Below are 19,053 nucleotides of genomic sequence, written 5' to 3' on the forward strand. Positions count from 1 at the left end.
GCGGACGCGCCATCGTCCGCCCCGCCGCCGGCGGCAGGTGTACCCCCTCAGGGGAGAACGGCGATCACGTCCTGCGGAGCGGCGTGACTTTCCCGAGATCGAAAGGGGCGGGGTAGTGGCCTGCCCAGATCCGGCGGGATGCCTGTTCGGGGTAGTGCAGAGTCTGCGACTCGGCGTCCAGGACGCGGGTGAGGTGCCCGCCGGGCCGGTGGGCGGACCAGCCCGCGTCGCCGGTCGTGACGAAGCGGACCCACGCCTCCTGGAGTTCGCGGGAGAGCGCGACGGCCTCGGGAGAGGGCTCCTCGCCGATGAGCTGGGTGCCGACGGGGCTGTCCAGCGTGCCGAAGGCCAAGGGCACGTCGAGGCTGTGGCAGGCGCCCAGGATGCCGCCGAGGACCGGGGCGACCCAGCGCAGTTCGAACAGGTACGAGGTGCCGCCGGCTGCGGCGTTCGCCTCGGCCAGCTTCAGTGACGGCATGCGAAAGAGGGCGTCGGAGTACACCGTCTCCACCAGCTCCTCCGGGCCGGCCTGCGGAAACGCGGCACGGTAGGCCCGCGCGCCGTCCGGCTGCGGGGCGAGCAGTTCCAGGGCTGCGTGGGCGTCCTGCTCGGTGAAGGTGCCGTACCGTCCGCTCATGACGCTGAAGTACCGGAATTCGTCCCGGGTGTGGCCGACGAGCAGCTCCGTCCCGCTCGCGCGCGCGCCGGTCAGCGCGGTCCAGGGCGTTTCCGGGAGCACCTCGCCGTCGACGACGGGGCACAGCGCGGTGCCGGTCTCCGTGAGGCGTCCCCAGCTCTCCCGGTGCGCGTGGAGGCCGGCGTTGAAGGAGGTGAGTTCGGCGGCCAGGTGCCAGGGGTCGATGTCGCGCAGGGCCTCGGCGGTGGGGGCCGCCGCGCCGAGCCGGTCCGCGAACGCGGCGGTGACCTGCCGTGCCAGCGCGGGGGTGCTGTGCAGCCCCGGCACCGAATGGGCGATGGCCCGCCGGAACAGGCCGCGCGCCGGCTTCATCGTCAGCAGGGCGGCGACCGACCCTGCCCCGGCAGACACCCCGGCCACGGTGACCCGGCCGGGGTCGCCTCCGAAGGCGGCGATGTTGCGCTGCACCCACTCCAGCGCCGCGATCTGGTCGAGGAATCCGCGGTTGGGCGGCGCGTCGTCGAGGAACGCGAAACCCTCCGCGCCCACGCGGCAGTTGATGGTCACCACGACGAGTCCCGCCTCGGCCAGCGCCGCCGGGTCGAACATCGGGTCGCTCGACGCCGCCGAGAGGTAGCCGCCCACGGGGATCCACACCAGCACCGGCAGTCCCGCCGCGCCGGGATCCGGAGTGCCGACGTTGAGCGTCAGCCAGTCGGTGCCCTGCGGGGGCATGTCGATCGGCAGGGACAGCGGCACCACGGGGCCGAACTCGACCGCCTGCCTCGTCCCCTCCCAGCGGTGCGGCGGCGCGGGCGCGGCGAAGCGGAGCGCTCCCACCGGGGGCCTGGCATAGGGGATGCCGCGGAACACCGCGTGCCCCTGCCGCCGGCTTCCCTGCACCACACCTTCCGTGGTCCGTACCTTTGGCCGTTCAGGCATGACGCTCCCTTCCTCCAAGTGAGCCCAGGTTTATAAGTCAACTGTATTATGTCAACTGTATGGAAACGGCTCCGGGGTACGAGGGAGAGACCGGCGATGCCGAAACAGGTGGATCATCGCGGACGCCGCGAAGCGATCGCCCGCGCGCTGTGGCGGGTGGTGGAGCAGCGCGGCGTCGCGCATCTGACGATGCGCGTGGTGGCGCAGGAGGCGGGCATCTCCCTCGGGCAGTTGCAGCACTATTTCGCCTCCCGGGCCGCCATGCTCTCCTTCGCCATGGACTTCGCGTCCGAGCGGACCTCGCTGCGCGTCGAGCAGGGCCTGGAGAAGCTCGGTGACCGTCCGCACCCCCGTGACGTGCTGCGACTGACGCTCGCGGAAATGCTCCCCCTGCATGCCGACGCCCGCGCGACCAGCCGGATGAGCGCCGCCTACGTCCTGGAAGCGCTGCACGACGAGGCCGTCCACGAGCAGGCGCGCCGTGGCCTCGTCCAAGGGCGGGCCCTCATCGAGCAGTTGGTCCGCCAGGCGGTCGCCGACGGGCACATCGCCCCTGACCGCGACCCGGCGACCGAGACCAACCTGCTCCTTGCCCTCACCGGCCTCACCCCCCTGATCGAACTGGACGTGATCACGCCCCGGGACGCGCTCACCGCGATCGATCTGCATCTGGACCGGCTGTTCACCGGGACGGATCGGAGCGCGTGACCTGCGCTCGTGCGACTGGCCACAGGCATCCACCTGGGGGTTCCTGCCCGTCGAGCACGACGCGTTCCCCGGCCTGGGCCTGGGCTCAGGGGAGCCGGAGGGTGGATGGGGTGATGCGCTCGATGTGGACGTCGGTGCAGCCGACCCATTCGGCCGCCGAGTGCAGGGCGTCCGTCATGGCCTCGATGTGTGATCGGCCTGTGGCGCCGGGCTCGAAGGAGACGTGGCGGGCGACCAGCGTCGAGCCTTCGCGGGCCGGGTCGACGCGGCCGATGAGACGGCCTCCGGCCAGGACCGGCATCGTGAAGTAGCCGTGGACCCGCTTGTCCTTCGGGACGTACGCCTCCAGGCGGTGGTTGAAGCCGAAGACCCGCTCGGTGCGGGCGCGGTCCCAGACCAGGGAGTCGAAGGGCGACAGCAGTGTGGTGCGGTGGTGCCCGCGCGGCTCGGACGCAAGGGCGGTGGGATCGGCCCAGGCGTTGGACGCTCCCGCCGGGCCTTGGGCGGCGCCGCTTGTGCGGCGGGCGCGGGTGGCGGGCCAGCCGGCGACGTGGACCGGGACCAGGCCGGTGGCGCCGCTCCGTAGCGCCTCGTCCAGGATGGCCGCGTGCGAGCCCTTCAGGCGCAGGAAGTCGACCAGGTCGGCGCGGGTCGCGATGCCGAGGGCCGCGCCCGCCGTACCGGCCAGGCGCGCGACGCACTCCTCGTCGGTCAGCTCGGTGGCGAGCAGCGGGGCGGGCACCGCGCGCTCGGCGATGTCGTAGACCCTGCGCCAGCCCACGCGCCGGGTGCACACGACCTCGCCGATGTCGAGCAGCCACTCCACCGCGATCTTGACGTCCGACCAGTCCCACCACGGGCCGCCGTTCTTCGCGCCGCCGAGGTCGGTGGTGGTCAGCGGGCCGTCGGCGCGGACCTGGTCGAGGACCTTGTCCACGCCGGACGGCACCTTGTGCCAGCGGAACTCGCGCTCCCGGAAGGCCCGGCGGCGGAACGCGTAGAGCGGCCACTGGCCGAGGGGCAGGATGCACGCCGCGTGGCACCAGTACTCGAACGCGTCACCACCCCAGTAGGCCGCCTCCACCTTCTCCCGGGCGACCGGGCCGAGCCGGGCATAGGCGATCAACTCGTGCGAGCGGGCCAGCACCGAGATCGTGTCGAGCTGGACGGCGCCGAGCCTGCGCAGCACGGCGGGCACTCCACCACGTCGCGCCCCGGCTCCGAGCAGCCCCTGCGCGCGGAGAATGACCCGGCGTGCCTCATCGGGGGTCAGGGAGGTCAGCATGCGGGCGATGCTAGCGTCTGCCACCGACAAAACCACTACACCGGTGTCGAGCACGACCCTTCGGCCCCCAGGGACAGGCCAGGTGACGGGCCGATCGTTGATGGCCTTGGGGTAGGCGGGCCATGCCGGTGTCGAGCGTGATCCTCCAGCGGGGCGGCCCGGCCGGGGGCGGGATTCAGTGGGCGGATCGGTTGTGGTGCGGGCAGTGTTCGGCGGGACACCGCCCGGTAGCGGGCCGATCGTTGATGGCCTTGGGGTAGGCGGGCCATGCCGGTGTCGAGCGTGATCCTCCAGCGGGGCGGCCCGGCCGGGGGCGGGATTCGGTGGGCGGATCGGTTGTGGTGCGGGCAGTGTTCGGCGGGACACCGCCCGGTAGCGGGCCGATCGTCGATGGCCTTGCGGCGGCCTGTGCCGGTTTCCGGCGTCGTTTCTCCGGGGCCTCGATCGTTCGCCGCCCGGCAGCGCCCCTCGGGGCTACTGGCCGCGTTCGAAGGGGGAGTGGTGTTCGGCGGCGGAGATGACGCGGGGGGCGTCGACGATCACGTCGGAGAAGATGTCGAAGGCCAGGGCCAGGATGCCGCCCAGGGCGACGAGGCCCGCGCCGATCCAGAAGAAGAGCCAGTTCGGGCCGAGGCACAGCGCGATGCCCCCGGTCAGGAAGCCGAGCAGCATCACCGACACGGCCGCCCACGACGAGGCGCGGCCCGCGTGACTCCCGTGTTCCAGGGCCTCGGTGACGCTTCCCTCGGTGCCGCGGGTCTCGGGTTCGTGGGTCTCGGGTCCGTGGTATCCGGTGTCTGCCATGAGTTCCCCTTTCCTCGCACTGTCCCCCGGGCCGGTACGGCGGGCGGCGCATGGCGCGGCGGTGCGCCGTCCGCCGTACCGCATGCCGTATCCTCGCCACGAGGACACCGTGAGCGACACGATGGCCGACACATTGAAGCCGGCACGATGAGCCCGACGATGCGCGCGGAAAATGCCTTCGCTCGGAAAGCGCCCGCCGCGCGACCCCGTGGCGAAGCGCGGTCCACTTCGGCATACCCGAGGGCGCGGCCCATACGCATGGGGCGGTCCGCGCCGGTTCGGGTCACCGCGTTTACGTGCGCATTCACCTGGTATGCCGTGCGGCGGAACTTTCCGGGCCCACGGGGCGTTTTCGCCGTTGGCTGTGTCAGGGGGCCGAAGCGCCTACGATGGCAACGGGGAAGTATGACTCGTCAGCCCGGCCGGGGTAGACCTGCGAGGAGCTTTACACAAAGTGGCTGCTATTCTCGACAAGATCCTTCGCGCTGGCGAAGGCAAGATCCTGCGCAAGCTGAAGCGGCTCGCCGACCAGGTCAACTCGATCGAGGACGACTTCAGAAACCTGTCGGACGCCGAGCTTCGCGCGCTGACCGACGAGTACAAGCAGCGATACGCCGACGGTGAGTCGCTCGACGACCTGCTGCCCGAGGCGTTCGCCACGGTCCGTGAGGCCGCCCGGAGAGTGCTCAGCCAGCGGCACTTCGACGTCCAGTTGATGGGCGGTGGCGCGCTGCACCTGGGCAACATCGCGGAGATGCGCACCGGTGAGGGCAAGACCCTGACCTGTACGCTGCCCGCCTACCTCAACGCGCTGACCGGCGATGGCGTGCACGTCGTCACCGTCAACGACTATCTGGCCAAGCGCGACGCCGACACCATGGGCCGGGTACACCGCTTCCTCGGCCTCGAAGTCGGCGTGATCCTGGCGAACATGCCCCCCGACGAGCGCCGCAAGCAGTACAACGCCGACATCACCTACGGCACCAACAACGAGTTCGGCTTCGACTACCTGCGCGACAACATGGCCTGGTCGCTGGAGGAGTGCGTCCAGCGCGGCCATCACTTCGCGATCGTCGACGAGGTCGACTCCATCCTGATCGACGAGGCCCGGACGCCGCTGATCATCTCCGGCCCCGGCGAGCAGTCCGGCAAGTGGTACCAGGAGTTCGCCAAGATCGCCCCGCGGCTGCGCCGCGGCACCGAGGGCAAGGACGGCCAGGAGCAGACCGGCGACTACGTCGTCGACGAGAAGAAGCGCACGGTCGGCATCTTCGAGTCCGGTGTGGAGAAGGTCGAGGACTGGCTCGGCATCGACAACCTCTACAAGCCCGAGCACACCCACCTGGTCGGCTTCCTCAACAACGCGCTCAAGGCCAAGGAGCTCTACAAGCGCGACAAGGACTACATCGTCGTCGAGGGCGAGGTCCTGATCGTCGACGAGTTCACCGGCCGCGTCCTGCACGGCCGCCGCTACAACGAGGGCATGCACCAGGCCATCGAGGCCAAGGAAGGCGTCCGGATCAAGGACGAGAACCAGACCCTCGCCACCGTCACGCTCCAGAACTACTTCCGCCTCTACAACAAGCTGGCCGGCATGACCGGTACCGCGGCGACCGAGGCCAACGAGTTCCACCAGACCTACAAGCTGGGCGTCGTCACGATCCCGACCAACAAGCCGATGGTCCGCAAGGACCAGGCCGACGTGGTCTACAAGACCGAGGACGCCAAGTTCGACGCCGTGGTGGACGACATCAAGGAGCGCTACTCCAGGGGCCAGCCGGTCCTGGTCGGCACCACGTCGGTGGAGAAGTCCGAGCGGCTGTCGAAGGCGCTGCGCCGCCAGGGCGTACCGCACGAGGTGCTGAACGCGAAGAACCACGCCAGGGAAGCCACGATCATCGCCGAGGCGGGGCGCAAGAGCGCCGTCACCGTGGCGACCAACATGGCCGGCCGTGGCACCGACATCATGCTCGGCGGCAACCCCGAGTTCCGCGCCGAGCAGGCGTTGCGCGACCGCGGCTTGGACCCGGTGGAGAGCCGGGAAGAGTACGACAAGGCGTGGCCGGAGGAGCTGGAGAAGGCCAAGGAGGCCGTGCGCGCCGAGCACGACGAGGTCACCTCGCTCGGCGGCCTGTACGTCCTCGGCACCGAGCGGCACGAGTCCCGGCGCATCGACAACCAGTTGCGCGGCCGTTCCGGCCGGCAGGGCGACCCCGGCGAGTCCCGGTTCTACCTGTCGCTGGGCGATGACCTGATGCGCCTGTTCAACGCGGCCAGGGTCGAGACGATCATGACCCGGCTCAACATCCCGGACGACGTGCCGATCGAGTCCGGCATGGTCTCCAAGGCCATCGCCTCGGCCCAGAACCAGGTCGAGCAACAGAACTTCGAGACCCGCAAGAACGTCCTCAAGTACGACGAGGTCATGAACCGCCAGCGCAAGGTGATCTACGCCGAGCGCCGCCGGGTCCTGGAGGGCGCCGACCTTCGCGATCAGATCCACGGCTTCGTCGCCGACGTCATCGACGACTACGTCACGGCCGCCACCGGCGAGGGCTTCTCCGAGGAATGGGATCTCGACAAGCTCTGGAAGGCGTTCGGCGAGCTGTACCCGGTGTCGGTGACCATCGACTCCCTGGTGGAGGCCGCGGGCAGCCGCGAGGAGCTGACCGCCGACGACCTCAGCAAGCAGATCAAGGAAGACGCGCTGGCCGCCTACCAGCGGCGCGAGGACGAGCTGGGCTCGGAGGCCATGCGCGAGCTGGAGCGCCGGGTCGTCCTTTCCGTGCTCGACCGCAAGTGGCGCGAGCACCTCTACGAGATGGACTACCTCCAGGAGGGCATCGGCCTGCGCGCGATGGCCCAGCGCGACCCGCTGGTGGAGTACCAGCGCGAGGGCTTCGACATGTTCGCCGCGATGCTCGACGGCATCAAGGAGGAGTCGGTCGGCTACCTGTTCAACCTTGAGGTCGAGGTCCAGACCAACCCGATCGTCGAGGAGGAGCAGGACGCGGAGGAGGACGCCGCGATCAGCGAGACCCGTTCGATCATCGCCCGCGGGCTGCGCGGCCCGGACCGGCCGGCCCAGCTTGAGTACACCGCGCCGGGCGAGACCGGCGAGGTGGAGCACACCCGGGTCAGCGCCACGCCGGAGGAGCGCGCCGCCTACGGCGACGTCAACCGCAACGCGCCCTGCCCGTGCGGTTCGGGCAAGAAGTACAAGCGCTGCCACGGCGACCCCAAGCACGCCGACAACGCCACCGTCTGACCCGCCGCCTCGGCGCGGAGAGATCCCGGCCCCCTGCTTCAAGGGTGCCGGGATCTCGGCGTTCTCAGGCGTCAGCGGGTGGTCTCGAACTCGGTGCAGCGCCAGTGGGCGCCGCGGCGTTCCAGGCGCATGGCCAGGACGCGGGAGCGGCTGCCGCAGTGGACGAGCAGGCACATCTCCAGTACCGAGGCGTTGGTGCGGGAGATGTGCGGGGCCGACACGCGGACCGGGCCGTCGGCCTCGATGATCTTTCCGGCGCGGACCAGCTCGCCGTACGCCCGGTCGGTGACGTGCTGGGCGACCGTCTGCGGTGGCCGCTGCCCGGCCAGTACCTCGGCGAACGCCAGCCCCAGCGCCCGGATGCGCTGCTCGTCGGGATCGGCGGGCACCGGGCTGACGTAGGAGTCGCGCATCGGCACCTCCATCGGCTCAGGCGTCCGGACCGGTTCAGGAACCGGAGCAGGGGACGGCTTGCTCGCCGTGGCGTCGTACGGCGGATCGGCCACCGGCGAGGGACTGAACGTCGGCAGGAAGGGGGCATGAAAAAGGCGCTGCATAACGGACTCCGCAGGACTCTGAATCTGCGCGATGACGGGGAGGGAAACGCCGGCGGCTGCTGCGCACGAGAAGAGTTTCTGGTCGGAGCTCCAGATACCTCGGCCACCGGATATTCCATCCCACGGCCCCTTGTGCCCGCCTTTTGCGGTAAAAGTGCAGCGAAGTTGGATCGGTGGTCAACCAGGCTGGTCGCTGTTTCGGTACGCCTGGTTCGCCTTATCGGTCATCCGGAACTGATGCCGGCTCCCGGCCCGGAGTGGGGATGTTCAGCTTTCTGATGAGCACGCTGAACAGCGCGTAATAGAGCACGAAGTACACCAGCCCGGCGACCAGAATCACGCCCAGATTGCGGGTGTTGGACTTGGTGGCGTTGAGCAGCATGTCGATCGCGCCCGCCGAGAAATTGAACCCGAGCCGGGCGTCCAGGGCCGACATCAGCGCCATCGAGGACCCGAGCAGCAGCGCGTGGACCACGAACAGCACCGGCGCGACGAAGACGAACGCGAACTCGATCGGCTCGGTGATCCCGGTGACGAAGGACGTGAGGCCCGCGCCCGCCATGATCCCGCCGACCGCGGCCCGGCGGCCGGGCGGAGCGGCCCGCCACATCGCCAGCGCCGCCGCCGGCAGCCCGAACATCATGATCGGGAAGAACCCGGTCATGAAGATCCCGGCACCCTCCTGACCGGCGAAATAGCAGTTCAGGTCGCCCGCGGCGGTACGCGTCGCGCCCTCGATGCCCGCCGTGCACTCCGGGATCGTGAACCACACGATCGTGTTCAGGAAGTGGTGCATGCCGAGCGGGATGAGCAGCCGGTTGGCGAGACCGTAGATCCCGGTGCCCTCGGTACCGTGCTCGGCGAGCCAGTCGCCCGCTCGCGTCAGCCCTTCGCCGATGGGCGGCCACAGCAGGCCGAAGAGCACGCCGAGCAGCAGTGCCGCCACGGCGGTCACGATCGGCACGAACCGCCGCCCGCCGAAGAACGCCAGCCAGGAGGGCAGCTTGATCCGGTGGTAGCGCTGCCAGAGCAGCGCGGCGATGATCCCGATGAGGATTCCGCCGAGGACCCCGGTCGGGTTCTGCACCCCGAGATCGACCCGGGCCTCCGGCCGCCCGGCGGGACCGAGCGCGTCGACCACGACCTTGCGGTAGACCGCGCTGGTGGGCGCGGCGGAGAAGAACATCACCTTGGTCACCCGGTCGAAGACCAGGTAGCCGACCAGGGCGGCGAGCGCGGTCGATCCGTCGGCGCGGCGGGCGAAACCGATCGCCACGCCGATCGCGAACAGCACCGGCAGGTTGTCGAACAGCGCCCCGCCGGCCGCCGCGAAGATCGCCGCCACCCGGTCGAGCACCGCGTTGCCGGTCCGGCCCAGCAGGTCGTCCTGCCCGAACCGGAGCAGCAGCCCGGCCGCGGGCAGCACCGCGATCGGCAGCATCAGCGACCGGCCGATCCGCTGCAACACCCCGAACACGCCCGGCCAGCCCGAACCCCCGCGCTCCGCGACCGCCTGGCCCATCGCCACCCCCGTACACAGGTCACTGCGGGGGATGCTCGCTACCTACCCGTTCTACGCCCCCGTTCCCGCACCACCCCCACGTCCCCGTTGCGCTTGGTGGGGTCAGGTGTGGTGGCGGTGGGTGATTCGGCGGGCCAGCCAGATGGCCAGGGCCAGGGCGAGGAGGGCGGCGGCGATCGGGGCGGCGCGTTTGAGCAGGGGGGTGCCGGCGATTTCCAGGAGGTCGAGTTCCTCCTCCTCGGGGGTGCGGGAGGTGCGGGCCGTGCCGGCGGGGCGGGAGTCGGCGGGCCGGGGTGGTTCCGCGGGCTCAGGTTCCGCCTCGGCCAGCAGGGCGGCGAGGTTGCCCGCGAACCGGTCGATGAGCTTGGCCCCGACGTCGTTCATCACCCCGCGCCCGAACTGCGCCGGACGCCCCGTGACGTTGAAGCTGGACTCCACCGCGACCGTCGTGGCGCCGTCGCCGGGGGTCAGCCGGGCGACCACCGTGGCGCTCGCCGTGCCGGAGCCCTGGGCCTCCTTGCCGGACGCGCGGACGGTGACCGTGCGGGAGTCCTTGTCGACCTCCGCGAGCACCGCCGTGCCCTTGTACGTCACCGTGATGGGCCCGACCTTCACCCGCATCCGCCCGGCCAGCTCGTCGCCCTCCACCGCCTCCAGGGACGCGCCCGGCAGGCAGGTGGCCGCCCGCCGTACGTCGAGAAGCGTCTCCCAGGCCCGCTCGACCGGCACCGGAACCGTGAACTCGTGCTCGAACCGCATCGCCATCGACCCGCTCCTCGCTCTCTCCCTTCCGACACTACGGCCGGGCGCGTGCCGCGGCCAGCACCGCCCGCCGGGTCAGGACCCTGGCCAGGTGCCTGCGGTAGTCGGGCCGGGCGTGCAGGTCGGCCGGGGGAGAGGTGCCCGCGTCGGCCTCGGCGCTGGCGCTCGCCACGGCATCGGCGTCGGCCGGTACGCCGCGCAGCGCCGCCTCCACCGCCGTGGCCCGCAGCGGCGTCGCGCCCATGTTGGTCAGGGCGACCCGCGCCGCCGCCACGCCGCCGTCGGCCCGGCGTACCGCGGCGGCCACGCCCACGATCGCCCACGCCTGGGCGGTCCGGTGGAACTTCTCGTAGTGGAAGCCCCACCCGGGCCCCAGCTTGGGCACCTTGACGCCCACCAGGATCTCGTCGGGCGCGAGCGCGGTCTCCAGGTAGTCCTGGAAGAACCCGGCGGCCGGTACGGTCCGCTCGCCGCGCGCCGAGGCGATCACGAACTCGCAGTCCAGGGCCAGGGCCACGGCCGGCAGGTCGCCCGCCGGGTCGGCGTGCGCGAGTGACCCGCCGAAGGTGCCGCGGTGGCGGACGGCGGGGTCGGCGACCGTACGCGCGGCCAGCGCCACCAGCGGGACCTCGGCGTTGACCACCGCCGAGCGCACGACCTCGTCGAGCGTGGCCGTCGCGCCGATGAACACGTGGTCGTCCTCGTCGCGGATCGCCCGTGACTCGGGCAGCCTGCCGATGTCCACGAGCACGGTCGGGTAGGACAGCCGCAGCCGCAGCAGCGGGATCAGCGACTGCCCGCCGGAAAGGACCTTGGCGTCCTCGCCGGCCTCGGCCAGCGCCCGGCACGCCTGCGCGAGCGACGTAGGGCGCACGTAGTCGAAAGCGGGCGGGATCACGAGGCACCTCCGTTCAGCGCACGCCAGACGCGTTCCGGCGAGCAGGGCATCCGCACGTCGTTGACGCCGTACGGGCGCAGCGCGTCCACGATCGCGTTGACCACGGCGGGCGTGCTGGCGATGGTCCCGGCCTCGCCGACGCCCTTGACGCCGAGCGGGTTGCTCACCGCCGGGGTCTCGGTCCGGTCGGTGATGAAGCCGGGCAGGTCGGCCGCCGACGGCACCAGGTAGTCGGCCAGCGTCGTGGTCAGCAGGTTGCCGTCCGCGTCGTAGACGGCCTCCTCGAACAGCGCCTGGCCGATGCCCTGGGCCAGCCCGCCGTGCACCTGACCTTCGACGATCAGCGGATTGACCACCTTGCCCACGTCGTCCACGGCCACGTACGACCGGATCCGGCTCATCCCGGTCTCGGTGTCCACCTCCACCGCGCACAGGTGGGTGCCGTGCGGGAAGGAGAAGTTCTCCGGGTCGAAGGTGGCCTGGGCGTCGAGCCGCGGTTCGACGCCGTCCGGCAGGTCGTGGGCGGTGAACACGGCCAGCGCGATCTCCTGGATGGTCCGGCCCGCGCCGGTGCCCCGTACGCGTACCGAGCCGCCGGTGTACTCCACGTCCTCGGCCGACGCCTCCAGCAGGTGGGCGGCGATGTGCCGGGCCTTGTCCTTGACCTTCTCGCAGGCCCGCAGCACGGCCATGCCGCCGATGGTCAGCGACCGCGACCCGTAGGTGTCCATGCCCTTGGGCGCGACGGCGGTGTCGCCGTGGAGTACCGACACATCCTCGAACGGCACGCCCAGCGAGTCGGCCACGATCTGGCTCCACGCCGTCTCGTGCCCCTGTCCGTGCGCTGAGGACCCCGTGACGACCTCCACCTTGCCCGTGGGCAGCATGCGGACCTCGGCGTGCTCCCAACCACCGGCGCCGTACCTGAGGCTGCCCAGGACGCGGCTGGGGGCCAGCCCGCACATCTCGGTGTAGGTCGAGACGCCGATGCCGAGCTGCACGGGGTCGCGGCTCTGGCGGCGGCGGGCCTGTTCGGCGCGCAGGTCCGCGTAGCCGAACAGGGCGGTCGCGCGGTCGGTGGCGGCCTCGTAGTGGCCGGAGTCGTAGGTCAGCCCGGCGATCGTGGTGTAGGGGAACTCCTCGTGGGCGATCCAGTTGCGCCTGCGCAACTCGATCGGGTCGACGCCCAGCTCGGCGGCCAATTCGTCCATCACCCGCTCGATGGCGTACGTGGCCTCCGGCCTGCCCGCGCCCCGGTAGGCGTCGGTGGGCATCTTGGTGGTGAACACGCCCGTGCAGCGGAAGTCGTAGGCGTCCATCTTGTAGATGCCGTTGTACATGAACGCCCCGAGCAGCGGGACGCCCGGCGTGACCAGCATCAGGTACGCGCCCATGTCGGCGAGCAGATCGACGGAAAGGCCGCGGACGCGGCCGTCGCGATCGGCGGCCAGCTTCACGTGCTGGATCTGGTCGCGGCCGTGGTGGACGGTGAGGTTGCCCTCGGAGCGGGATTCGGTCCACTTGACCGGCCGGCCGAGCCTGCGGGTCATCAGCAGGAGCAGGACTTCCTCGGCGGTCACCTGGAGCTTGGAGCCGAAGCCGCCGCCGACGTCGGGGGCGATCACCCGCAGCCGGTGCTCGGGGATGCCCGTGGTCAGCGCCAGCATCACCCGCAGGATGTGCGGGATCTGGGTGGCGGAGTAGAGGGTGCAGGTGTCGCCGTCGGTGGTGGCCACGACCGCGCGGGGCTCCATGGCGCTCGGGATGAGGCGCTGCTGCACGTAGGTCCGGTCGATGACCACCGGGGCGTCGCGGAACGCCGCGTCGATGTCGCCTCCGGCGAAAGTCCAGGTGAACGCCTTGTTCCCGGCTTCGTGGACCTGGTCGGCCCCGTCGGCGAGCGCTTCGTTCATGTCGAGCACGGCGGGCAGCGGCTCGTAGTCGACCTCGATCGCGGCGAGGGCGTCGGCGGCCTTGTACCGGTCGGTGGCCACCACGCACGCCACCGCCTCCCCGACGTACCGGACCTCGTTCACCGCCATCGGCGGGTGGTCGGGCACCACCAGATCGTCGCTGACCGGCCAGGCGCACGGCAGGCTGCCCTGCTCGGCGGCGAAGTCGGCGCCGCTGTAGACGGCGACCACGCCGGGCAGGCCGCGGGCCGGCGCGGTGTTCACCTGCTGGATGCGGGCGTGCGCCAGCGGGCTGCGCAGGAACGCCACGTGCAGCGTGCCGGGGAGCTGGATGTTGTCGGTCCACTGGGTGCGCCCGGTGACCAGCCGCGCGTCCTCCTTGCGCCGCCTGGCCCTGCCGACCTCCTCGCGCGTGCCGTCCGGCGGGGCCTTCTCGGCCGCGGCGGTCATGCCGGCACCTCCCGCGCGGCGGCCTGCTCGCCGTTGACGGACCCGTCGGTGGACGCCGCTCGCCGTACCGCCCTGACGATGTTCTGGTAGCCCGTGCACCTGCACAGATTGCCCTCAAGGCCCTCCCGGATCGCCTCCTCGGAAGGATCGGGGTCGGTGCGCAGCAGGTCGATGGCCGCCATGATCATGCCAGGCGTGCAGTAGCCGCACTGGAGCGCGTGTTCCTCGTGGAACGCGGTCTGCACCGGATGCCGGCGGCCCCCGGCGGCCAGGCCCTCCACGGTGGCGATGTCGCAGCCGTCGGCCTGTACGGCGAGCACCGCGCAGCTCTTGGCGCTCTTGCCGTCGAGCAGTACCGTGCAGGCCCCGCAGTTGGAGGTGTCGCACCCGATGGGGGTGCCGGTCTTACCGAGGCGGTCTCTCAGGAGATGGACGAGGAGGAGCCGTGGCTCGACCTCTTCCTCGAAGCGGATTCCGTCCACATTGACGGTGATTCGGGCCATACGTCCTCCCAGCGCGCCGATGACGAGCCGACATCTGCGAACGTACGCCCCTGCTCCCGCCGGTCAAGCTCCCCTCGCCGTGCTCATGGCAAAATCCCGGCCACGGCCGCGGGGCCTACCTGCGGCGGATCACCCGGGCGATCACGCTGACGAACCCGGCCAGGCCCAGTCCGGCCACCAGCAGCGGGACGGCCACGAACGGGTCGGTCAGCCTCCCGGAGACGAACCCGATGCCGAGCATCAGGAAGAGCAGGCCGCTCAGCAGCGCCATCCAGTCGGTGCGGTGGGTGCGGCGCGGGCGCGGCTCCTGGTCGCCCAGGGCGTCGGGACGGGTCTCAGGCCCCACGGCGCACCTCCACGTCGCCGAGACCCGCCTTGATCTCCAGGTACACCGTCGCGGGCACGCCCTCCGGCTTGATCTCCGGCTCCAGCGTCTTCTCGAACCGCACGTTGGACCCGCCCTTCAGGGAATGATCGATCTTGATGTCGCCCAGCCTGGCTCTCGCCTTCACCTCGACGCGTACGTCGGGCGGCAGGATCACCTGGAGCTCGCCGACCGACACCTCCAGCGTGAAGAATGTGCGCGAACCCGCCGGGAACGTGAGCTGGCGCAGGTCGAGCCTGCCCTCGCCGACATCGACCTGATAGACCCGCCCGGCGGCCGTCAGATCCGTGGGCCGCCACTGGCGCGCGCCGAACGAGCTGGGCATGTCCGGGCCGGACCCGGCGATGGCCACGGCCAGCGCCATGACCGTGCCGGCCGCGACCAGCGCGGCCCCACGGCCGAACCAGGTGGCCACCAGCAGCCCCACGCCGACCGTGATCAGCATCGCGCCGCCGACCACGTGCATGCCGACGTACTCCCCGGGGCCCGAGTGGCCCGCCATGATGATCCCCCCAACGAGTACGGACACGAAGACGGTGATGGTGCCGAGGAAGGTCCGCGGGCGGCGCGGCTTGCGCGCCTTCCGGGGGCGTTCCGGCGGCCGTGGCGGCCCCTGCGGGGCCTGGCCGGGGACCGGCGGGTAGGCCGTGCCACCTGGGCCGCCCGGGTACTCGCCCCGCCGCCGTGGGTCCAGTGGCTGGTAGAACGGCTGGTACGGCTGCGGGGCGTAGGGCCCGTGCGGGGCGAAGGGCGCGCCCGCCGACGGGTGCGGGGGCATGGACCTGTCCCGTACGTCCTGCGGTTCGGGCGCACGCGGCGGCTGGGGCGGCGGCCCGTACGGCGGCGTGGGCGCCTGCCGCGGCGGGGCCGTGGGCGAAGCGGCCGACCACAGGTAGGAGGTCTGCGGGCGGGAGGGCTCGGTGTAGGGGACCGGCGGGCCGTACACCGGGGGGCGGGCGTACGCCGACGCGCGCCGTACGCCCCGGCGGCCGGCCACCCGCTCCGGCACCGAGCGCAGCAGCGCCAGGATGTCGATCCCCCCGGCGTGCGCGGCCAGCAGCGCGAGCGCGAACAGGGTGCCCACCACGAGCGTGCCGGGGCCGATCCCGTCGGCGGCCAGGTTGACCATCAGGCCCACCGCGAACACGCCGGTGAGCAGCGCCATCACCGTCTCGGCGTCGAAGATGCGGTTGGTCCACTGCTCGACGTATCCGGGCCCGCCGTCCGGGGCCCGCATCAGCAGGAAGGCCGCGATGTAGAGCATGATCCCGATGCCGGAGGCGATCACCAGCGCGGTCACCGCCACCCTGAACAGCACCGGGTCGATGCCCGAGCGGCGGCCCAGGCCCGCGCACACCCCCGTGAGGATGCGGCCCTCCTGGCTGCGCGCTACACCGTTCCAGAACCCGTCGTCATCCGAGGAATCCGAGGAGTCCGAGGGCTTCGAGGAGCCCGGGGAATCCGGCTTGCCCTGCCCGGATCGCGTGTCGTGCTGCTCGTGCCGCTCGTGCTGCTGGGACCGCCCGGCGGCCGGGGTGTCCTGGTCCGGGGCATGCCGCTGCTCACGGGCCTCGTCCGAAGCAGGCTCGCGCGCGTCATTCCCGGTATCGCTCATGCCTCCATCGTGGTGGTTCGGTGTGGCGCGTCACTATCCGGGACACCCCTGACTCATCCCCGAGGCTCAGGTGCCGCGCGAGACGCCCAGGTGGCCGCGATCCCCGGCACGCAGCACAATGGAGGTCAGGGGCGGCCTCAGGGCGATGCCTGATGCGCGATACCGCGCGACGTGTGACGATGCTGACATATGGCTGACCGAAAAACTCTCCGCGACGCGCCGCCCGTGGCGCCGCCGCCTCCCCCGCCGGAGGCCCCCGAGCACCGGATGACGCGTCCGGTGGACGGGCAGCTCGTCGCGGGCGTGGCCAAGGGCATCGCACAGCAGCTCAACCTGGATCCCGTGGTCATCCGGCTGGCCTTCGTGCTGCTCACGGTGGTCAACGGCATCGGCATCGTGGCCTACGCCGCGCTGTGGCTGTTCACGCCGCGCCGGCCGTACGAGGGCGTGCCGCCCCAGCGCGACTGGAGCCAGATCGCCGCCTTCACCGCGATCGGCATGGCCCTGATGGCCTTCGGCTGGCTCACCGGCGCGTCCGGGGGCGGGATCGCCACCTGGCCGATCGCCGTGGTCGGCATCGGCGCGCTGATCCTGTGGCAGCAGGCCGACCCCGACCGGCGCAGGCGCTGGATGAGCGGCGCGGTCAAGGGCGTGCGCCACAACCACATCAGAAGCCTCATCGGCATGGCCCTGGTGGTGATCGGGGCCAGCGGGTTCCTGTACGTCCAGGGCGAGTTCGCCGAGATGCGGCCCGGCCTGCTGTTCACCGCCGTGGTGGTCGGCGGGCTCGCGGTGATCGCCGCGCCCTGGCTGGCCGGCCTGTGGAAGGAGCTCCAGCTCGAACGCCGCGAGCGGATCAGGCAGGAGGAGCGCGCCGAGTTCGCCGCGCACGTCCACGACTCGGTGCTGCACACACTGACCCTGATCCAGCGCAACGCGCACGACTCCCGCGAGGTCCAGCGCCTGGCCCGCTCCCAGGAGCGCGAGCTGCGCAACTGGCTCTACCAGCCCAAACAGGACGCCGACGCCACGCTGGCCGCCGCCGTCCGCCGGGTCGCGGCCGAGGAGGAGGACGCGCACGGCGTGCCGATCGAGATCGTCTGCGTCGGCGACCGCGACCTCGACTCCCGATTCTCGGCCATGGTCCACGCCGCCCGGCAGGCTATGGTCAACGCGGCGAAATACTCTGAATCGGCGGTGGTGTCCGTGTACGCCGAGGTGGAGCCGGAAGAGGTGACGATCTTCGTGCGCGACCGGGGCAAGGGCTTCGACCTGGACACGGTGCCCGACGACCGGATGGGCATCCGGCAGTCGATCATCGGCCGGATGGAGCGCAACGGCGGGTCCGCGCGCATACGCACCGCGCCCGGGGAAGGCACAGAAGTCATGCTGACCATGAAGGTGGAGAACTCGTGAGCACCAGGGTCCTGATCGTGGACGACCACCGGCTGTTCCGGTCGGGGGTACGGGCGGAGCTGGGCGACGGCATCGAGGTCGTCGGAGAGGCCGAGGACGTCGACACCGCGGTGGCCAGGATCGCCGAGCTGGAGCCCGACGTCGTGCTGCTGGACGTCCACATGCCGGGCGGCGGCGGGCAAGAGGTGCTGCGCCGGGTCCTCGGCTCCGGCTCCTCCGTGCGCTTCCTGGCCCTGTCGGTCTCCGACGCGGCCGAAGACGTCATCGGGGTCATCAGGGGCGGCGCGCGCGGCTACGTCACCAAGACGATCAGCGGCCGGGAGCTGACCGACGCCATCAAGCGCGTGGCCGAGGGCGACGCGGTCTTCTCGCCCCGGCTGGCGGGTTTCGTACTGGATGCGTTCGCCTCCAGCGAGGCCCCCTCGATCGACCCGGAGCTCGACTCGCTGACCCAGCGCGAGCGCGAGGTGCTGCGGCTGATCGCGCGCGGCTACGCCTACAAGGAGATCGCCAAGGAGCTGTTCATCTCGGTCAAGACGGTCGAGACGCACGTGTCGTCGGTGCTGCGCAAGCTCCAGCTCTCCAACCGGCACGAACTCTCCCGCTGGGCCACCGCACGCCGTCTGGTCTGACGGGCCTCGATGGGTCACGATGGGGCCGTGCTGAGCAGACTCCTCCCGGCACTGGCGGCGCTGGCGCTGGCCGTACTGACGGCGGGATGCGGCGGCGGGCCGGATCGCGACCCGGCGGCCGAAGGGTCGCCCGAGCGCTCGGCGAGCGCCACCCCGGCCGCGAGTGAGCCGGGCGGGGAGACCTTCGAGAGCGATGTCGAGCTGGCCAGAAGCCTCGGCGAGGACTTCTGGCGGCGGCGGTTCGAGGCCGACGGCCTGCGCTACGAGCCGCTGCGCGACTTCATCGCCTACCGGCCGCCGAAGGGCCCGGCGTGCGCGGGGGAGCCCGCGCTGCCCAACAACGCCTTCTACTGCCCCGAGGGCCATTTCGTGGCCTTCGACGAGCGGTGGATGCGGGAGATGAACGACCGCCTCGGCGACGCCTCGATCTACCTGATCATCCTGCACGAGATCGGCCACGCCGTTCAGGCCCAGACGATGAGCGATTTCCGCCTCAACGTCGAGCGCGAGTTGCAGGCCGACTGCTACGCGGGCGGCGCGCTCGGCACGCTGGTCTCGGCGGGCGCGCTCAACGCGGAGGAGGGCGACGAGGAGGAACTGCTGATCAACCTGGCCTCGGCGGGCGATCCGTCCGACGCCTGGTGGCGGCCCGACGCGCACGGCACCGCGGGGCAGCGCCAGCAGGCGTTCGCCGGCGGCTACAACCAGGGCGTCGATTCCTGCTGACCGGAGCCCCCGGCGTACATCCGGACGCTG

At 71.4% G+C, this 19,053-nt stretch carries 16 protein-coding genes; 5 read left to right on the forward strand and 11 right to left on the reverse strand.

Annotated elements, in window-relative coordinates:
• Nucleotides 1–64: 64 nt before the first annotated feature.
• Complete coding sequence (locus ACH34R_RS05805; RefSeq protein WP_397560235.1) at nt 65–1,579, reverse strand: carboxylesterase/lipase family protein; 1,515 nt, start codon at nt 1,577–1,579, stop codon at nt 65–67.
• Nucleotides 1,580–1,675: 96 nt separating this feature from the next.
• On the opposite strand from ACH34R_RS05805, the gene ACH34R_RS05810 reads away from it, so the two are divergent.
• Complete coding sequence (locus ACH34R_RS05810; RefSeq protein WP_397560236.1) at nt 1,676–2,287, forward strand: TetR/AcrR family transcriptional regulator; 612 nt, start codon at nt 1,676–1,678, stop codon at nt 2,285–2,287.
• A gap of 85 nt (nt 2,288–2,372) precedes the next feature.
• Here the strand turns inward: ACH34R_RS05810 and ACH34R_RS05815 are convergent, their stop codons facing one another.
• On the reverse strand, nt 2,373–3,572 hold the full coding sequence (locus ACH34R_RS05815) for a winged helix-turn-helix domain-containing protein (protein WP_397560237.1): 1,200 nt from the start codon (nt 3,570–3,572) through the stop codon (nt 2,373–2,375).
• Nucleotides 3,573–4,046: 474 nt separating this feature from the next.
• Nucleotides 4,047–4,376: an HGxxPAAW family protein gene (locus ACH34R_RS05820; protein ID WP_397560238.1), complete on the reverse strand. Its 330-nt coding sequence runs from the start codon at nt 4,374–4,376 to the stop codon at nt 4,047–4,049.
• 454 nt (nt 4,377–4,830) lie between these two features.
• Between ACH34R_RS05820 and secA the strand changes: the two genes are divergently transcribed.
• On the forward strand, nt 4,831–7,644 hold the full coding sequence (secA, locus tag ACH34R_RS05825) for a preprotein translocase subunit SecA (RefSeq protein ID WP_397560239.1): 2,814 nt from the start codon (nt 4,831–4,833) through the stop codon (nt 7,642–7,644).
• 71 nt (nt 7,645–7,715) lie between these two features.
• Here secA and ACH34R_RS05830 read toward each other — a convergent pair whose 3' ends face one another.
• The 8 genes from ACH34R_RS05830 to ACH34R_RS05865 form a co-directional block, all read right to left on the reverse strand.
• The gene (locus ACH34R_RS05830) at nt 7,716–8,201 is read right to left on the reverse strand and encodes an Rv3235 family protein (protein ID WP_397560240.1); all 486 of its coding nucleotides are present in this window, start codon (nt 8,199–8,201) and stop codon (nt 7,716–7,718) included.
• 217 nt (nt 8,202–8,418) lie between these two features.
• Entirely contained in the window at nt 8,419–9,723 is a 1,305-nt protein-coding gene (locus tag ACH34R_RS05835) for a PTS transporter subunit EIIC (RefSeq protein ID WP_397560241.1), read from the reverse strand.
• A gap of 102 nt (nt 9,724–9,825) precedes the next feature.
• Complete coding sequence (locus ACH34R_RS05840; RefSeq protein WP_397560242.1) at nt 9,826–10,488, reverse strand: SRPBCC family protein; 663 nt, start codon at nt 10,486–10,488, stop codon at nt 9,826–9,828.
• 31 nt (nt 10,489–10,519) lie between these two features.
• Nucleotides 10,520–11,383, reverse strand: coding sequence for an FAD binding domain-containing protein (locus tag ACH34R_RS05845; protein WP_397560243.1), 864 nt, complete (start codon nt 11,381–11,383; stop codon nt 10,520–10,522).
• Nucleotides 11,380–13,746: a xanthine dehydrogenase family protein molybdopterin-binding subunit gene (locus tag ACH34R_RS05850; protein ID WP_397560244.1), complete on the reverse strand. Its 2,367-nt coding sequence runs from the start codon at nt 13,744–13,746 to the stop codon at nt 11,380–11,382. The genes ACH34R_RS05845 and ACH34R_RS05850 overlap by 4 nt, the downstream gene beginning before the upstream one ends.
• Nucleotides 13,743–14,249, reverse strand: a complete 507-nt coding sequence (locus ACH34R_RS05855) for a (2Fe-2S)-binding protein (protein ID WP_397560245.1) — start codon at nt 14,247–14,249, stop codon at nt 13,743–13,745. Before ACH34R_RS05855 ends, ACH34R_RS05850 begins: the two co-directional genes overlap by 4 nt.
• A 115-nt stretch (nt 14,250–14,364) precedes the next feature.
• Nucleotides 14,365–14,595: a hypothetical protein gene (locus tag ACH34R_RS05860; protein WP_111170527.1), complete on the reverse strand. Its 231-nt coding sequence runs from the start codon at nt 14,593–14,595 to the stop codon at nt 14,365–14,367.
• A complete protein-coding gene (locus ACH34R_RS05865) occupies nt 14,585–16,249 on the reverse strand; it encodes a PspC domain-containing protein (RefSeq protein ID WP_397560246.1) in 1,665 nt (554 codons plus the stop codon). The genes ACH34R_RS05860 and ACH34R_RS05865 overlap by 11 nt, the downstream gene beginning before the upstream one ends.
• A gap of 189 nt (nt 16,250–16,438) precedes the next feature.
• Here ACH34R_RS05865 and ACH34R_RS05870 point away from each other — a divergent pair, with 189 nt between their 5' ends.
• From ACH34R_RS05870 to ACH34R_RS05880, 3 genes are read left to right on the forward strand one after another with little or no spacing between them, the layout of a single operon-like run.
• On the forward strand, nt 16,439–17,665 hold the full coding sequence (locus tag ACH34R_RS05870) for a PspC domain-containing protein (RefSeq protein WP_397560247.1): 1,227 nt from the start codon (nt 16,439–16,441) through the stop codon (nt 17,663–17,665).
• Nucleotides 17,662–18,297 carry a response regulator transcription factor gene (locus ACH34R_RS05875; protein WP_199537286.1) on the forward strand — a complete coding sequence of 212 codons (636 nt, stop codon included), beginning with the start codon at nt 17,662–17,664 and terminating at the stop codon, nt 18,295–18,297. Before ACH34R_RS05870 ends, ACH34R_RS05875 begins: the two co-directional genes overlap by 4 nt.
• A gap of 27 nt (nt 18,298–18,324) precedes the next feature.
• Nucleotides 18,325–19,023 carry a neutral zinc metallopeptidase gene (locus tag ACH34R_RS05880; protein ID WP_397560248.1) on the forward strand — a complete coding sequence of 233 codons (699 nt, stop codon included), beginning with the start codon at nt 18,325–18,327 and terminating at the stop codon, nt 19,021–19,023.
• Nucleotides 19,024–19,053 lie beyond the last annotated feature (30 nt).

This window comes from Spongiactinospora sp. 9N601, assembly GCF_044326295.1.
Lineage (GTDB): Bacteria > Actinomycetota > Actinomycetes > Streptosporangiales > Streptosporangiaceae > Spongiactinospora > Spongiactinospora gelatinilytica.

What these genes read in the sequence shown, in the direction of transcription:
- ACH34R_RS05805 (WP_397560235.1), bottom strand. Translation starts at nt 1,579, where the DNA reads ATGCCTGAACGGCCAAAGGTACGGACCACGGAAGGTGTGGTGCAGGGA.
- ACH34R_RS05810 (WP_397560236.1), top strand. Translation starts at nt 1,676, where the DNA reads ATGCCGAAACAGGTGGATCATCGCGGACGCCGCGAAGCGATCGCCCGC.
- ACH34R_RS05815 (WP_397560237.1), bottom strand. Translation starts at nt 3,572, where the DNA reads ATGCTGACCTCCCTGACCCCCGATGAGGCACGCCGGGTCATTCTCCGC.
- ACH34R_RS05820 (WP_397560238.1), bottom strand. Translation starts at nt 4,376, where the DNA reads ATGGCAGACACCGGATACCACGGACCCGAGACCCACGAACCCGAGACC.
- ACH34R_RS05830 (WP_397560240.1), bottom strand. Translation starts at nt 8,201, where the DNA reads ATGCAGCGCCTTTTTCATGCCCCCTTCCTGCCGACGTTCAGTCCCTCG.
- ACH34R_RS05835 (WP_397560241.1), bottom strand. Translation starts at nt 9,723, where the DNA reads ATGGGCCAGGCGGTCGCGGAGCGCGGGGGTTCGGGCTGGCCGGGCGTG.
- ACH34R_RS05840 (WP_397560242.1), bottom strand. Translation starts at nt 10,488, where the DNA reads ATGGCGATGCGGTTCGAGCACGAGTTCACGGTTCCGGTGCCGGTCGAG.
- ACH34R_RS05850 (WP_397560244.1), bottom strand. Translation starts at nt 13,746, where the DNA reads ATGACCGCCGCGGCCGAGAAGGCCCCGCCGGACGGCACGCGCGAGGAG.
- ACH34R_RS05855 (WP_397560245.1), bottom strand. Translation starts at nt 14,249, where the DNA reads ATGGCCCGAATCACCGTCAATGTGGACGGAATCCGCTTCGAGGAAGAG.
- ACH34R_RS05865 (WP_397560246.1), bottom strand. Translation starts at nt 16,249, where the DNA reads ATGAGCGATACCGGGAATGACGCGCGCGAGCCTGCTTCGGACGAGGCC.
- ACH34R_RS05870 (WP_397560247.1), top strand. Translation starts at nt 16,439, where the DNA reads ATGGCTGACCGAAAAACTCTCCGCGACGCGCCGCCCGTGGCGCCGCCG.